The sequence below is a fragment of the Streptomyces sp. NPDC002057 genome, from assembly GCF_040296665.1.
In the GTDB taxonomy this organism is placed as follows: Bacteria; Actinomycetota; Actinomycetes; order Streptomycetales; family Streptomycetaceae; genus Streptomyces.
In genome coordinates this window covers 61,784-76,763 of the sequence record NZ_JBEOXR010000042.1, presented here as the reverse complement: position 1 = coordinate 76,763, position 14,980 = coordinate 61,784, and the positions used below count along the sequence as shown (strand labels likewise).

Genomic DNA, 14,980 nt, shown 5'->3' with positions numbered 1-14,980 from the left:
CCTGGCGGGGCCGCCGGCCCCCGTGGCGCCCGCCGCCATGGCACCCGCCGCTCCCGCGCCTCCCGGCGCCGCCGTGCCGCCCCCGCCGCCTCCGCCGCCCGGCCCTCCGCGGCCCAGCGGCGCCGAGCTCGACTACGCCGCGCTGGTCCTGTCCGGCCCCGACGAGCCCGGCGGTCGCAGGGGACGGCTGTTCCCCGCGACGTCCTTCGACGGAGGGACCGGCGAGTACCGCCGCCGCGCCGAGGCGGTGGCCTCGCTGCCGCTGCCCGGGCACGCCGTACGGCCCCGGGAGTCGGCGGGCTCCTTCGACCACCGCTTCGACGCCGCCGCCCGCGCCGACGTCCCCTCCGACGGCACCTGGCACACCGTCACCGTCACCGAGATCCCGGTCGGTCTGCGCACCGAGTACCTCTGCGTGCCGTCCGTGGAGCAGACCGTGTACGCGACGCTCGTGCTGTCCAACGCCACCGACCAGGCCCTCCTGGCCGGTCCGGTCGAGGTCACCGTCGACGACGACTTCCTGCTGACGGCCGCGCTGCCCACGCTCGCCCCCGGTGGTGTGCGCCGGGTGGGGCTCGGCCCCGCCGAGGGGATCCGTGTCACCCGCCGCGTGAACCTGCGCGAGTCGACGGCGGGGCTGCGCAACAACATCGCCGTGCTCGACCACCAGGTCCACGTGGAGCTGGCCAACGGCCTCGCGCGGCCCGCCACCGTCGAGGTCCGCGAGCGGGTGCCGGTCACCTCCGATCCGGACGTCCGCATCGAGGAGCGGGCCGGCTGGACGGCCCCGGAGAACGGCGCCGGGTCCGAGCGGCACGCGCCGGGCACCCGCGTCTGGCGGGTGGACCTTCCGGCAGGTGGCACCGCCGCCCTCGACGGAAGCTACGAGATCCGCATCCCGGCCGGCAAAGCCCTGGTCGGCGGCAACCGCAGGAGCTGAGAGACCCCATGTCCACGGCCTCGAAGAAGATCGCCGTCCCCGCGGCCGCCGGTCCGGGGGCGGCCGCCCCCGTCCCGCCCGTCCCGGTCACGGCCGCTCCCGTCACCGCCGTCACCTGCCTGGAGGACCGCGCCCACGTCGAGCGGGCCGTCACCCTCGACCTGGCGGCCGGCGTCCAGAAGCTGCGCCTCGGCCCGGTCAGCGCGCTGGCCGTCGACCGCACGCTGCACGCCGAGCTGACGGCCGGTCACCCGGCCACCGTGCTCGACGTACGGATCGTCCGCGACTGGGTGCCGCGCGGCCCCCGGCCGTCCGACGACGACTCCGCCCTGCGCCGGCGTGCCCACGCCCTGGAGGAGGAGCGGCTCGATCTGGAGCGGCGGCGCGACCGGCTGCGCGCCCGCCTGGACCTGCTCGGTGGTCTCGCCGCCGATCTGCTGCGGGAGATCGGCGAGGGCGTCGGGCACGGGGAGTCCGAGGGGCCGCGCTGGTCCGCCGCACTGGACCGGGTGGACGCCGAACGCGACGCGTTCGGCGAGCGGCTCCGTGCGGTGGAGGCCAGGTCGGCCGCCCTCGGGGCCGAACTCGGCGACGTCCACAGGGCCATGGACCTCGCCGAGGAGGAACCCGCCGAGCTGCTCGGCCACATCGAGCTGACCGTGGAGGCCGCGGTCGCCGGGCCGGTCGAGCTGCGGCTGTCCCACCTCGTGCCGTGCGCGCTGTGGCGCCCCGCCTACCGGGCCCTGCTCGACGGGGACTCCGGGACGCCGGGGAGCTCCGTGACACCGGAGCACTCGGTGACGCTGGAGACGGAGGCGATGGTCTGGCAGCGCACCGGCGAGGACTGGTCCGGTGTGCGGCTGACGCTGTCCACGGCCCGGTCGGCGCTGGCCACCGAACCGCCGTCGCTGGGCGAGGACCGGCTGACGCTCAAGGACCGGACGGCGGCGGAACGCCGCACGGTCGACGTCGAACTGCGCGAGGAGGAGATCGGGGACCTCGGCCCGGCTCCGGTGCTCGGTCTGCCCGGGGTGGACGACGGCGGCGAGGCGCGGGTGCTGCACTCCCCCGCTCCGGTCTCCGTGCCCTCGGACGGCCGCGCCCACCGGGTGCCGCTCTCCGTGTTCACCACGGCGGCGAGCAGCGAGTACGCCTCCTCGCCCGAGGTGTCCCCGCTGGTCACGCAGGTGGTGCGGTTCGACAACCGGTCGGGCCACGCGCTGCTCGCCGGGCCCGTGGACCTGATCCGCGGCAGCGGCTTCAGCGGTCGCGGCACAGTGGAGTTCACCACCCCGAGGGCCCCGGTCGAGCTGGCGTTCGGCAGCCGCGACGACCACCGGGTCGTCCGTGAGACCGAGGAGTCGCGCGACACCACGGGGATCACACAGCGGACGGTGGTCACCCGCACGGTCCGGCTGCGCGTGTCCCGGTTCTCCGCCCCCGGCGAGCTCGGCGACCGGGTGGTCGTCCTCCGCGAGCGGATCCCGGTCTCCGAGGTCGCGGCGGTGGAGGTACGCCTGCGCGAGGAGGCCTGCTCCCCGGTGCCCGACGCGGTCGACGCCGAGGGGATCGTCCGCTGGGACGTCACCCTTCCGCCCGGCGGGCGGCGCACGGTCACCCTCGTGTACGAGCTGTCGGCGAGTTCCAAGGTGGCCGGGCTCTGACGGTGGTGTGATCCGCCCGGGTGTCGCGGCCCGGGCGGTCGTGTTCGGATCCTCCCCTCCCGGGGACTTTCCGCTTTCCGATTCCTCGTTGTCCTTCGACGCCCTGCGTGTTCTCTCCGCGGTGCGGTCCGCCGTGCGCGACCATACGGACGCGAAGTCGCCGTGCTCGACGACGGAAGAATCGACAACAGAAAAGCAGACGTGTCACGAGCAGGCGGCCGGCAGAGGAAACACCGCGACAGGAAGAAGGACGGACGTGTCCGCCAGCGACAGCGAGAACCCGGCAATCCCCGCCCCGGAACCCACGTCGACCCGCCCCAGGACGAACGAGGACTGGTGGCCGAATCAGCTGGACCTCCAGGTCCTCCACCAGAATTCGCCGCAGGCCGACCCCCTGGACGCGGACTTCGACTACGCGGCGGAGTTCGCGACCCTCGACGTCGAGGCGCTGAAGCGGGACGTCTTCGAGGTGATGACGGCGTCGCAGGAGTGGTGGCCCGCGGACTACGGCCACTACGGGCCGCTCTTCATCCGGATGAGCTGGCACGCGGCGGGGACGTACCGCATCGAGGACGGCAGGGGCGGCGGCGGCTCGGGCGCGCAGCGTTTCGCCCCGCTCAACAGCTGGCCGGACAACGCGAGTCTCGACAAGGCGCGCCGTCTGCTCTGGCCCGTGAAGCAGAAGTACGGACAGAAGATCTCCTGGGCCGATCTTCTGGTTTTCGCCGGTAACTGCGCCATGGAATCCATGGGGTTCAAGACGTTCGGATTCGGATTCGGGCGCGAGGACATCTGGGAGCCGGAGCAGGTTTTCTGGGGACCCGAGGACACCTGGCTCGGAGACGAGCGATACAGCGGCGACCGGGATCTCACCGGTCCTTTCGGCGCCGTGCAGATGGGCCTGATCTACGTCAATCCGGAAGGCCCCAACGGAAATCCGGACCCGATCGCCGCGGCCCGCGACATTCGTGAGACGTTCGGGCGCATGGCGATGAACGACGAGGAGACGGCCGCGCTCATCATCGGCGGCCACACCTTCGGCAAGTGCCACGGCGCGGTCGATCCCTCGTGCGTCGGTCCGGAGCCCGAGGCCGCCCCCATCGAGCAGCAGGCGCTCGGCTGGCGGAACACGTGCGGCAGCGGCAAGGGCGCCGACGCCCTCACCAGCGGTCTGGAGGGCGCGTGGACCTCCGCGCCGACGCGGTGGGACAACGGGTTCCTGGACAACCTGTTCCGGTACGACTGGGAGCTGACGACCAGCCCGGCCGGGGCTCAGCAGTGGACCCCCACGGACGCCTCGGCCCAGGACACGGTTCCGGACGCCCACGACCCGTCGAAGCGGCACGCCCCGATCATGCTGACGACGGACCTCGCCCTGAAGCTGGACCCGGTGTACGGGCCGATCGCGAAGCGCTTCCACGAGAACCCGGAGAAGCTCGCCGACGCCTTCGCCAGGGCCTGGTACAAGCTGCTGCACCGCGACATGGGACCCGTGTCACGCTACCTCGGCCCGTGGATCCCCGAGCCGCAGCTCTGGCAGGACCCCGTCCCCGCGGTCGATCACGAGCTGGTCGGGGCCGCGGACGTCGCGGACCTCAAGGGCCGGATCCTCGCCTCGGGCCTCTCCGTCTCCCAGCTGGTCACCACCGCGTGGGCGGCGGCGGCGAGCTTCCGGGGCACCGACAGGCGCGGCGGGGCCAACGGGGCCCGGATCCGGCTGGCCCCGCAGAAGGACTGGGAGGTCAACGCCGTTCCCGAGGTGGCCGGGACGGTGGAGGCCCTCGACCGGATCCGGCGGGAGTTCGACGACTCCCGGGGCGGCGGGGTGCGGGTCTCGCTCGCCGACCTGATCGTCCTCGGCGGCTGCGCGGCCGTCGAGCAGGCCGCGAGGAACGCCGGGCACGACATCACCGTGCCCTTCTCGCCGGGGCGCACGGACGCCTCGCAGGAGCAGACCGACGTGGAGTCGTTCGCCGTGCTCGAACCCCGCGCGGACGGCTTCCGCGGCTACCTCCCGGCCGGGGAGAAGCTCTCGCCGGAGACCCTTCTCCTGGACCGCGCCAACCTGCTGACGCTCACGGCTCCCGAGATGACGGTCCTGATCGGCGGGATGCGGGCCCTCGGCACCGGCTTCAAGGGGTCCCGGCACGGCGTCTTCACGGACCGCCCGGAGACCCTGACGACCGACTTCTTCGTGAACCTGCTCGACATGGGCACGGAGTGGAGGACGGCGACCGAGGGCGAGAACGTGTACGAGGGCCGGGACCGCGTCACGGGCGAGGTCCGGTGGACGGCCACCGCCGCCGATCTCGTCTTCGGTTCGCACTCCCAGCTCCGTGCCCTCTCGGAGGTCTACGCCTCCCGGGACGCGGGAGCGAAGTTCGTGCGGGACTTCGTGGCGGCGTGGGACAAGGTGATGAACCTCGACCGGTTCGACCTCGCCTGATCCCGGTGCCCCGGCCGGCCGTCCACCGGCCGGCCGGGGCCGCTGGTCCCGGCCCGCGCGTGCGGGCCGGGTCCGTCAGGTGGTGACGGGCTCACGCTCGTGGGGGGTCTTCTCCCCGGCCTCGACCGCGAGGGGGAGCCGGTTCTCGGCCGGCGGCAGCGGGCAGGTCGCGAAGTCGGTGTACGCGCAGGGCAGGTTGGTGGCGCGGTTGAAGTCGAGCACCACCGCGCCGTCGGGTCCGGGTACGGCGACCGAGAGGTTGCGGTTGGCCGCGTACGTGGTGACGCCCGAGGTCGCGTCGGTGAACAGCACCGTGAAGCTGCCGGGCGCGTGGCCGTTGAACACGGTGAGGCTCAGGTCGCGGCCGTCGAGCCGGAAGGTGATCCGGCCCGGCGCGTCGTAGACGTGCCGCAGCCCCTCGACGCTGGCGCCGACCGTCGTCGGACGCGGCTCGTCGAAGGGCTCGTACCGGCCGGGGACCACCCAGCGCGGATCGGGGGCGTACGCGGGCGTTCCGGCGAAGTCGGCGCGGAGCGGATGGTCGGGGTGCCGGGGCCGGACGATGTCGTGGCCGCCGCGCTTGGCGACCTCGATCACGGTGTCCCCCCAGACGGCGTCGACCCCACCGCGCTCGGGGATGTCCCCGAAGGCGTACCGCCCGCTGACCGCGGTGCCGTCGACGACGAGTTCCGCCCCCTCGTCGAGCTCGACCGTGACGCCGTCGGGTCCGGTCGCCCAGGCCCCGGGGACGTCGGGGAAGCGCTGCGGCTCGTCGGTGAGCCAGTTCAGGCTGGTGATGGCGAGGAAGCCGTGCTCGGAGGCGAGACGGGCGTCCTTGCCCCGGTGCCATTCCTCCCACTCCGCGGCGAAGGCGTCCGCGTCCGGGCTGTCGGGGAGGTCGGGGTTCTCGGGGAGGTCGGTGCCGGTCGCGAGGGCGTCGGGGACGTCGCGAACGCTCATGGGTGCTCCTGCTGTCGGGTGCGCGGATCGTGTGCTGGCTGCGGCAGGAGGCCTCGCGCCGTCACGCCCGGACCGGACGGAGCCGTGAACGGGTCCGCCGGAGCGTGGCGCTCAGGGGGGGGTGACGGGGGCGCCGGCGCGGAAGAGCGGCCGGACACCGGGACGAGGGCCTCGGTGTCAGCCGGAACAGGCCGTGGTCGTGACGCGCACGTAGTCCACGTGGCGGCGCATCACGAGCAGGGTCATGCGGCAAGCAAAGCACAACTCCCGTGCTCCGGGCCAGGGATCCCCGGTGCGGGATACCCGGCCCGGGGCACGGGGCACGGTCGGCGCGCGGTCGGCGGGAGAGCCGCGGGCGGTCTTCCGGGTACCCGTCCGGCGCCCTCGCGCCGGACGGGTCCAGGCCCGTCCGGCGCGAGGGCCCGCGGGCCCGGCATGATCCGGAGGACCGGGACTAGCGGCCCTGGAGGGCCTTGACGTTGTCGCCGAACGTCCAGCCCTTCGAGGCGTCCCAGTTCGCGGACCAGGTCATGAGGCCCTTGAGCGCCCCGCCGTAGTGGTTCCACGCCTGGGCCACGAGCGACGGTGCCATGTGGCCGCCGCCCGCTCCCGGCTGGGCGGGGAGGCCGGGGACCTGCTTGTCGTACGGGACCCGGATGGTGGTGCCCTGGATGACCAGGCCCCGGTTCAGACAGTCGGTCTGCGCGACGAACCCGGCGACCGTCCCGGCGGAGTAGGAGTCACCCGAGCAGCCGTACATGCTGCCGTTGTAGTACTGCATGTTGAGCCACCACAGGCGCCCGTTGTCCGCGTACTTCTTGACGATGGGGAGGTACGCGCCCCAGATCGAGCCGTAGGCCACGCTGCCGCCGGTGACGTACGCGGTCTCCGGCGCCATCGTCAGTCCGAAGCCGGCCGGCATGCGGGCGAGGACGCCGTCGATGATGTGCACGAGGTTGGCCTGCGAGGCGGAGAGGGTTCCGATGCTGCCGCTGCCGACCAGGCCCGTCTCGATGTCGATGTCGATCCCGTCGAAGTTGTACTTCCGCAGGATCGGGACGACGGTCGCGACGAACCGGTCGGCCACGGCGCGGGAGCTCAGGTCGATGCCGGCGGCGGCGCCGCCGATCGACAGCAGGAGGGTCGCTCCGGCCGCCTTGGCGTTGCACATCTGCGCCGGGGTGGAGACCCGGACGGTGTTGTCCATGCCGTCCTCCCACAGCACCGTCCCGTCGGAACGGATCACCGGGAAGGCGGCGTTGACGACGTTGTAGCCGTGGGCGGCGAAGCGCGGGTCGTCGATGGGCGCCCAGCCGAAGGGCGGGTGGACGCCGTTGGCCGCGCCGTCCCAGTTCTCCCAGTACCCCTGGAGCACCTTGCCGGCGGGCTTCGGCTTGAGGGCGCAGGTGTCGGCGGCCGGGGCGGCCGGGGCCGCGGTGGCGGGGGCGGTGAGGGCGGCGGCCGCGAGCAGGGCGGCGAGACCCGCTCCGAGGACGCGGGCGATGCGAGAGCCTGGCATGCGTGCTCCTGGGGACGTGGGGGGGATGGTCCTGGGCATGGCGCGCGCTCCAGCAGACCGTAGGTTGGTCCAGACCTTTCGTCAACCACCCTTGCGCACAAGGCTGGTTGACACCCTCCCCCACGCCACCGCCAGGGATCAGGCCGTGTGGAGCGTCAGCCCGTAGCGCCCGAGGATCTCGTTCACCGGCTGGAACCAGGTCTCGCCGCCGGAGGAGCAGTTGCCCCAGCCGCCGGAGGTGACGCCCTGGGCCTGGTCCCCGCTGATGAAGGCACCGCCGGAGTCACCGCCCTCCGCGCACACACTGGTCTTCGTCATCTGGTGCACGGCGCCCTGGCTGTAGTTGACCGTCTCGTTCTTGGCCAGGACCGTGCCGCAGTGCCACTTCGTCGTGGAGCCGGAGCGGCAGATGGACGCGCCGACGGGCGCCTCGGCGGATCCCCGGACGAGCCGGTCGGAGGTCACCCCCCAGCCGAGCACGACCGGCACCGTCCACCAGCCGCTGTGGATGCTCACGTACGCGTAGTCGTTGCCGGGGAACGAGGAGCCCTGGAAGGTGCCCATGGCCGACCCGTCCCAGCCCCGTACGGCCGCCCCGGCGCCGCCGCAGTGCCCGGCGGTGACGAAGCCGCCGTGCACGGAGAAGCCGATGGAACAGCGCACGTTGCCGGTGTAGTACGGGTCGCCGCCGACGGTTCCGGCGGCGTAGGTACGGGGTGCGGTCGCCGCCTCCGCGACGGTGACGGGACCCGCCTCGCGGGCCCGGTCGACGAAGGCGCGCACCGCGGGCCGGTTCCGGTCGGCGCGGACGACGGTGACGACGACGCTGTTGGAGCGGGGGTCGACGTGCCAGCCGGCGACGCCCGCCGGGGCCGAGCCGGCGTCGAGCCGGGCCTTGGCGCGGTCGAGCGCGCCGGCGCTGTGCCGCACGAGCCGGGTGTCCGCGCCGAGCGAGCGGACCTCCGCCTCCTCGTCGCGGTCGGTGAGGCCGACGACGAGCCGTCCGGTGTCCGCGTCGAACCACGCGCCGCCGTACGAGCCGCCGGCCGCCTTCTTCGCCTCCGACTCCACGCGGGCCGCGGCGCGTTCGGCCGCGAGCCGCCGTTCGGCGTCGGCGGCGGTGAGCCCGAGGTCCTGGCGCAGGGCGTCGAGGAGACCGGCGGAGGCGACGGGCGGCGCGTCGGCGGGGCGGGCGCTCGCGGGGGCGGCCTGGGCTGCGGCGAGACCGACGGTGAGCAGGAGGGCCGCGGCGGCGGCGCGCAGGGCGGATGTGCGTTTCACAGGTGCCTCCTAGTGGGGGGAGCAGGCGCTGAGAGCGCTCTCAGACGAGTGCCCGAGCCACGTTAGCGACACAGACTTGTCAGGTCCATACCACCCACTCGGATCCGGCCGCGCCGATCCGCCGCGATCCGGCGCCCTCCGGGGGCCGAGGGCGCGGACGTGCTGACCGCCGACGGCCTCCACCACGCACCGGCCGTGTCGCCCCGCGCTCCCGTGGTGGACTCCGACGGTGCGGGTGACGCCTCCGCCGCCGGCTCGCCCCTCGGCCGCCCGACCGGCGAGGGATCGCGCCCGGTGCAGCCGGAAGGGCCGGGCCCGTCGGACGACGGACCCGGCCCCTCGGACCTCGTTCGGCGGCGGGCGATCCGTGCCCGCCCGGGCTCAGACCCGGTCGGCCGCGATCAGGACGTACTGGAAGGAGCCGTCCTTGTAGGAGTTGATGAACGCCTCCTCGATGCCGGTCACCAGGGACGAGGTGGCGCGCAGCTCCCAGTACGGCAGGGTGTCGGGCGTCAGGTCGATGACGGCCTGCGGCACGAGCCGGTTGTCGGCCATCGCCCGCAGGTACTCCCGGCGCGAGTGGATGTTGCACTCGAAGTGGGCGTTGATCTGGGAGACCCACTTCGAGGGCTGGCCGTAACGCGGGTTCCAGCAGCCCGTGATGGTCACGTAGCGGCCGCCGACCGCGAGGACGCGGGAGTGCTCGGCGAAGAGGTCGTGGAGGTCGACGTACATGCTCGACTCGTTGTTCCACGAGCCCGCGGCCTGCCCGGTCTCGAAGGGCATGTCGAGCATGTTGCACACGCGGGCGCGGACGTGGTCGTCGATGCCGAGTTCCCTGGCGCGCTGGTTGCCGAAGTCGGCCTGCTTGGCCGAGAGGGTGACGCCCTCGACCTTGCAGCCGAAGCGCTGGTGGGCCATCACCATCGAACCGCCCCGGCCGCAGCCGGCGTCCACGAGCGTGTCGTCGCGCCCGATGGTGCCGAGGTTGTCGAGGAGCACCTCGGCCTGCGCGGACTCCAGGCGGTGCAGCTCGGCGATCAGCTTCTTCTCGTACGCGCTGTCCGCGGTGTCGCCGAGGGCGGCGTGGTCGATGTCGCCGATGCCGTAGTGGTGGTGGTAGAGCCCGTCGACGTCACCCAGGCGCAGGTTGACGGGCCTGGCCTCGTTGTTCCAGTAGCGGGCGATGTCCCCCTGGTAGGGCGTCGCCGGGGAGGGAACGAAGGTGGAGGCGACGTTGACGGGGGAGAACTCGGTGCTGGTCACAGATAATTCCATTTCTTACCAGAAATCGGGCAGGCTGTAGCGGTAGGTGTTGGTCTGGTGCCAGTAGTGGTTGCCGTCGACCCAGACGGCGACTCCCCGCAGGAAGCGCAGCACGCTCGGGACGGGGCAGGCGGCGGCGAGGGCGGCGGCCTCGGCCTCGAAGTCGCGCATGAGGTCGTTGTGGACCTCGACCGCCTTGAGGTAGCCCTCGCGGTCGGAGACGCCCTCCCGCTCGGCGATCACCACGGGCAGGTTCAGGTGCTTGCCGGGGGTGGCGAGCTCCTTCGTGTACGAGTACAGGTCGTTCACGAGGGTGGTGGCGTTCCCGGCGAGCGCGAGGACGCGCTGCATGGCCGGCTGGGCGTGCAGGTCCGCCGGGAGTTCGTAGCCGCCGACGGTGTCGGTGATGGTGGGGCAGGGGCGGAAGTTGTTGAACTGCCGCATCGCCAGGTACTCCCACACCTCCGGCACGTGGTCCGTCTCGGACCAGGCCGCCTCCGCCAGGTACCCCAGGTGCAGCCGCGCCATGTCGTGCCGGAACCGGTCGGCCTGTGAGGGGGTCGCCCGCTCGGTGAAGTACTCCATGGCGGACCGGTAGGCGCGCCGGGGGGCGTCCGAGTGGAGCGACTCCGCCCACCCGGGGTCGTACTCCTTCGTGGTGTGCAGCGGGTCGAGGGCGGTGTGGGCGAGGAGGAGACGTCCGCCGAGGCCGATGGGCGAGCCGCCGTGGTCCTCGCAGTAGCAGTCGTCGACGGCGTTCTCGGCGACCATCAGGCGGGTGGCGACCATCAGGTGCTCGACGGTCGGCGCGTCCGGGTGGCAGGCGACCATGTAGCGCCCGACGGAGAAGCCGTCGAACTCGCCCTCCCAGTCGTCGGGGTAGAGCTGGACCTCGTCGAGGGCCCAGGCCTTGATCCTGCGGCTGACCTCGTCGACCCGTACGGGGTCGGGTTCGGGGACGGGGTGGAAGTAGAGGCCCGGGACCGGGTGTCCCTCGACGGGCGCGGCGGGCACCGGAGGCTCCGGCAGCGCCGCGCGACGGGCCAGGGAGAGGCCCGCGGTGCCCAGCCCGGTGGGGCCGCGCAGCAGGCGCCCCAGGTCGGTGGCGGGGGGCGCGACGACCGCTTCGGTGGCGGGTGGCGCGACGACCGCTTCGGGGGCAGGTGGCGGGACGACCGCTTCGGCGGCGGCCGCGGTCGTGTCGGCGGGGGCCGCCCCCGCCGCGGCCCGGGCGAGGACGTGGGCCCCGAAGTGGGTGGCGGCGGTGGGCAGGCTCGACTGCAGAGGGGAAGGCCCGGGTTCGGGCATCCGTGGCTCCTTGGTGAGGGGGTGGTCTGTCCGGGTCCCGGGCCCGCTCGGCCGGCCCGGGGGAACCGGTCTGTCGCGGCCTCCGTGACGGCCGGCGGACAGCTCCTCCGGGGCCTGCCCTTCAGGTCGGGCCGGATCAGGGAGCGGAGCCCGGTGCGTGCGCTCGCAAGGCGGAGGAGGGAGTCGACGCGGAGCGTCGGCGACCGACGACAACGCGGCGAGCGTGCGTGCCGGGCCCCGCGAGCCCGGCCCGATCCGAAGGACAGGCCCTAGTCGCGCCTGCGGGCGATCTGCACGTTCTCGAGCACGCCCAGCGCGTTCGGCACGAGGATGGCGGCGGAGTAGTAGGTGGTGACGAGGTACGACATGATCGCCTGCTCGCCGATGCCCATGAACCGCACCGACAGGCCGGGCTCGTACTCCTCCGGCAGGCCGGTCTGGCGCAGGCCGATGACGCCCTGGTTGTCCTCGCCGAGGCGCATCGCGAGGATCGAGCTGGTGTTGTCCTCGTTGATGGGGATCTTGTTGCACGGCAGGATGGGGACGCCGCGCCAGCCCAGGACCTGCTGGCCTTCGAGGGCGACGGTGTCCGGGTAGAGCCCGCGGGCGTTCCACTCGCGCCCGATCGCCGCGATCGTCCTGGGGTGGGCGAGGAAGAGCTTGGTGCCGCGGCGGCGACAGAGCAGCTCGTCGAGGTCGTCCGGGGTGGGCGGGCCCGCGTGGGGCTGGATCCGCTGCTTGAAGTCGGCGTTGTGGAGCAGGCCGAACTCCCGGTTGTTGATGAGCTCGTGCTCCTGGCGCTCGCGCAGCGCCTCGATGGTGAGCCTGAGCTGCTCCTCCGTCTGGTTCATCGGCCCGTTGTAGAGGTCGGCGACCCTGGTGTGGACCTTCAGGACGGTCTGGGCGACGGAGAGTTCGTACTCGCGCGGCTTGAGCTCGTAGTCGACGAAGGCGCCCGGCAGCGCGACCTCGCCCGTGTGACCGGCCGACATCGCGATCTCGGCCTCGCCGTGACGGTTCTGCCGTTGGAGGGGGAGCGAGCTGAAGTCCTGGAGGTGGGCCTGGAGGCCCGGCGCCGAGGCCAGTACGGCGGCGAACTCGGCGCGGGAGAGGGTGAGCAGCGTGCCGGAGGTCTCGGCGGTGGCGGTGTGGTCCCATCGGGCGTCGGCGTCCAGAAGGGCGTTCTCACCGAACCGGTCGCCGTCGGCGAGGACGGACACGGCCACCTCGTCGCCGTACTTGCCGAGGGAGGTCTGGTTGATCCGGCCGTGGGCGATGAGGTGGATCCCGTCCGCGGGGGCGCCGCGCACGACCAGCACCTCGCCGGCGCCGAAGTCGCGCTGGACGCACCGGCCGGCCAGCGCGTCGAGCACCTCCTCGTCCTCGAAGCCGCGCAGCAGGGCGAGTTCGCCGAGCTCCCGGGGGATGACCCGGACGCGGGCGCCGTCCTGGACGAACTCGATACGCCCGTCGCCGACGGTGTAGCTCAGCCGGCGGTTCACCCGGTAGGCGCCGCCCTTGGTCTCGACCCAGGGGAGCATCCGCAGCAGCCAGCGGGAGCTGATCTCCTGCATCTGCGGGGCGGACTTGGTCGTGGTGGCGAGGTTCCGGGCAGCCGCGGTGCTGAGGCTGGACTGCTTCGGCGCGGCCGACTGTACGTCCGGGCCGGTGTCGACGGTCATGGGGCGGGCTCTCCTTCGCAGGGGGGTGGCGCCCGGCACACGGGTGCGCGGGTCGATGAAGAGGAGAAAGAGGAGAAAAAGGGGAGACGAAGAGAAAGACGAGAAAGGGGGTGAACCTCTGGGAATCCGTCCAGATCCTGGGGAACAGTAACGGCCGGTCCACCCCGTTCGCCCGGTCGGAGCGATCGCATTACCTCGAAACGGCGATCTTGCTTCCCGCGAGGTTTAACCAGGTGAAGGACGGTATTCGGACGCCCTGGCCGAGAGCCCGTGGGTGGGCGGCGCCCCGGGACCCACGCGGACGGCACGGACGGGAAGCACACGCGGGGGGCACCTGCCACTTAAAGGGACAAACCGCAACATTCAGGCTAGATTCGGCCGACCGAGGATCCCCCCAGTCGCCTTCGAGGTAGGTCAATGCCGAACGCTGATGCCCGTGCGGACGCCGCCACATCCGGCTCTCCCCCGGCGGCCAAACTGACACTCGTCACGCTGACCGCGATGGTCGTCGGGTCCATGGTGGGCGCCGGCGTGTTCTCGCTGCCCCGGAGGTTCGCCCAGGAGACGGGGGTCGCGGGCGCGCTCATCGCCTGGGCGATCGCCGGCTTCGGCATGCTGATGCTCGCGTTCGTCTTCCAGACGCTCGCGGTACGCCGCCCTGACCTGGACGCGGGGGTCTACGCGTACGCGAAGGCCGGTTTCGGCGAATACCTGGGCTTCTTCTCCGCCTTCGGCTACTGGGCGAGCGCCTGCGTCGGCAACGTGACGTACTGGGTGCTCATCATGTCGACGATCGGCGCGATCGCCCCGGCGCTCGGCGACGGCGACACCGCGCTCTCGATCGTCCTGTCCTCGGCCGGACTGTGGGCGTTCTTCCTGCTGATCAGGCGCGGAGTGAAGGAGGCCGCGGCGATCAACCGGATCGTCACCGTGGCCAAGGTCGTCCCCATCATCGTCTTCGTCATCCTGGCCCTGTTCTACTTCGACGCGTCCGTCTTCGCCGACAACTTCGGCGGCGCCGACTACGCCGGCTCGCTCTTCAACCAGGTCCGCGGCACCATGCTCGCCACCGTCTTCGTCTTCCTCGGCGTCGAGGGCGCCAGCGTGTACTCGCGGCACGCCAAGCGCCGTGAGGACGTGGGCCGGGCGACGATCCTGGGCTTCCTCAGCGTCTTCGCCGTCTTCGCCTCCGTGACCATCGTGTCGTACGGGATCATGCCGATGAGCGAGATCGCCGAACTCCGCCAGCCCTCGATGGCGGGGGTCCTGGAGGCCGCCGTCGGCACCTGGGGCCAGGTCTTCGTCAGCGTCGGCCTCATCGTCTCCGTCCTCGGCGCGTACCTCGCCTGGACCCTGATGGCCGCCGAGGTGCTCTTCGTGGCGGCCAAGGACGAGGACATGCCGCGCTTCCTCGGGCGCTCCACCGGCGACGACGTCCCCGTCCCGGCCCTGCTCATGACGACGGCCCTCAGCCAGGTCGTCCTGGTCATCACGGCCTTCTCCGACGACGCGTTCAACTTCGCCCTCGACCTGACCAGCGCGCTCAGCCTGATCCCGTTCCTGCTCGCCGCCGCGTTCGCGGTGAAGATCGCCCTGCGGCCCGCGCAGGAGAAGGTGGCGGGCCCGAGCACCCGGCGGGAGCTGGTCGTGGGCATCCTCGCCACGGTCTACACGGCGTTCCTGCTGTACGCGGCCGGGCTCAAGTTCGTCCTGGTCTCCTTCATCCTCTACGCGCCCGCGACCTTCCTCTTCGTCAAGGCCAGGCGTGAACAGGGCCGTCGGCTCTTCTCCCCGCGCGAACTGGTGATCCTCGCCGTCTCGATCGTCGGCGCCGTGCTGGGGATCACGGCTCTCGCGGCCGGCTGGATCAGCCTCTGAGCACCTCTCCCCGCCTCCCTCCCCCATCCGCACCGA

10 protein-coding genes are annotated in these 14,980 nt (G+C 72.5%); 4 read left to right on the top strand and 6 right to left on the bottom strand.

From position 1 onward, the window contains the following. The 3 genes from ABT129_RS27370 to katG all read left to right on the top strand — a co-directional run. Positions 1-940: DUF4139 domain-containing protein (locus ABT129_RS27370; RefSeq protein WP_351906908.1), on the top strand; the 940-nt coding region annotated here is incomplete at its 5' end. An 8-nt stretch (positions 941-948) separates the two neighbouring features. After that, complete coding sequence (locus tag ABT129_RS27365) at positions 949-2,604, top strand: DUF4139 domain-containing protein (RefSeq protein WP_351906906.1); 1,656 nt, start codon at positions 949-951, stop codon at positions 2,602-2,604. A 256-nt stretch (positions 2,605-2,860) separates the two neighbouring features. Further along, a complete protein-coding gene (gene katG / locus ABT129_RS27360; RefSeq protein WP_351906904.1) occupies positions 2,861-5,050 on the top strand; it encodes a catalase/peroxidase HPI in 2,190 nt (729 codons plus the stop codon). A gap of 75 nt (positions 5,051-5,125) precedes the next feature. On the opposite strand, the gene ABT129_RS27355 is transcribed toward katG, so the two are convergent. The 6 genes from ABT129_RS27355 to ABT129_RS27330 all read right to left on the bottom strand — a co-directional run bounded on the left by ABT129_RS27355 (position 5,126) and on the right by ABT129_RS27330 (position 13,066). Next, complete coding sequence (locus tag ABT129_RS27355; protein ID WP_351906902.1) at positions 5,126-6,010, bottom strand: DUF1684 domain-containing protein; 885 nt, start codon at positions 6,008-6,010, stop codon at positions 5,126-5,128. A gap of 454 nt (positions 6,011-6,464) precedes the next feature. Continuing rightward, a complete protein-coding gene (locus ABT129_RS27350) occupies positions 6,465-7,529 on the bottom strand; it encodes a chitinase (protein WP_351906900.1) in 1,065 nt (354 codons plus the stop codon). Between the two features lie 138 nt (positions 7,530-7,667). Further along, positions 7,668-8,810: a S1 family peptidase gene (locus tag ABT129_RS27345; protein WP_351906898.1), complete on the bottom strand. Its 1,143-nt coding sequence runs from the start codon at positions 8,808-8,810 to the stop codon at positions 7,668-7,670. Between the two features lie 381 nt (positions 8,811-9,191). Next, positions 9,192-10,088: a geranyl diphosphate 2-C-methyltransferase gene (locus ABT129_RS27340; RefSeq protein WP_351906896.1), complete on the bottom strand. Its 897-nt coding sequence runs from the start codon at positions 10,086-10,088 to the stop codon at positions 9,192-9,194. Between the two features lie 3 nt (positions 10,089-10,091). After that, entirely contained in the window at positions 10,092-11,384 is a 1,293-nt protein-coding gene (locus tag ABT129_RS27335) for a family 2 encapsulin nanocompartment cargo protein terpene cyclase (protein ID WP_351906894.1), read from the bottom strand. Between the two features lie 269 nt (positions 11,385-11,653). Continuing rightward, positions 11,654-13,066: a family 2B encapsulin nanocompartment shell protein gene (locus tag ABT129_RS27330; RefSeq protein WP_351906892.1), complete on the bottom strand. Its 1,413-nt coding sequence runs from the start codon at positions 13,064-13,066 to the stop codon at positions 11,654-11,656. A gap of 417 nt (positions 13,067-13,483) precedes the next feature. On the opposite strand from ABT129_RS27330, the gene ABT129_RS27325 reads away from it, so the two are divergent. Continuing rightward, entirely contained in the window at positions 13,484-14,944 is a 1,461-nt protein-coding gene (locus tag ABT129_RS27325) for a basic amino acid/polyamine antiporter (RefSeq protein WP_351906890.1), read from the top strand. Positions 14,945-14,980 lie beyond the last annotated feature (36 nt).

Excerpts from the sequence above, each read along its gene's own strand:
- ABT129_RS27365 (WP_351906906.1), top strand. The coding sequence starts at position 949 with ATGTCCACGGCCTCGAAGAAGATCGCCGTCCCCGCGGCCGCCGGTCCG.
- ABT129_RS27355 (WP_351906902.1), bottom strand. The coding sequence starts at position 6,010 with ATGAGCGTTCGCGACGTCCCCGACGCCCTCGCGACCGGCACCGACCTC.
- ABT129_RS27350 (WP_351906900.1), bottom strand. The coding sequence starts at position 7,529 with ATGCCAGGCTCTCGCATCGCCCGCGTCCTCGGAGCGGGTCTCGCCGCC.
- ABT129_RS27340 (WP_351906896.1), bottom strand. The coding sequence starts at position 10,088 with ATGGAATTATCTGTGACCAGCACCGAGTTCTCCCCCGTCAACGTCGCC.
- ABT129_RS27335 (WP_351906894.1), bottom strand. The coding sequence starts at position 11,384 with ATGCCCGAACCCGGGCCTTCCCCTCTGCAGTCGAGCCTGCCCACCGCC.
- ABT129_RS27330 (WP_351906892.1), bottom strand. The coding sequence starts at position 13,066 with ATGACCGTCGACACCGGCCCGGACGTACAGTCGGCCGCGCCGAAGCAG.
- ABT129_RS27325 (WP_351906890.1), top strand. The coding sequence starts at position 13,484 with ATGCCGAACGCTGATGCCCGTGCGGACGCCGCCACATCCGGCTCTCCC.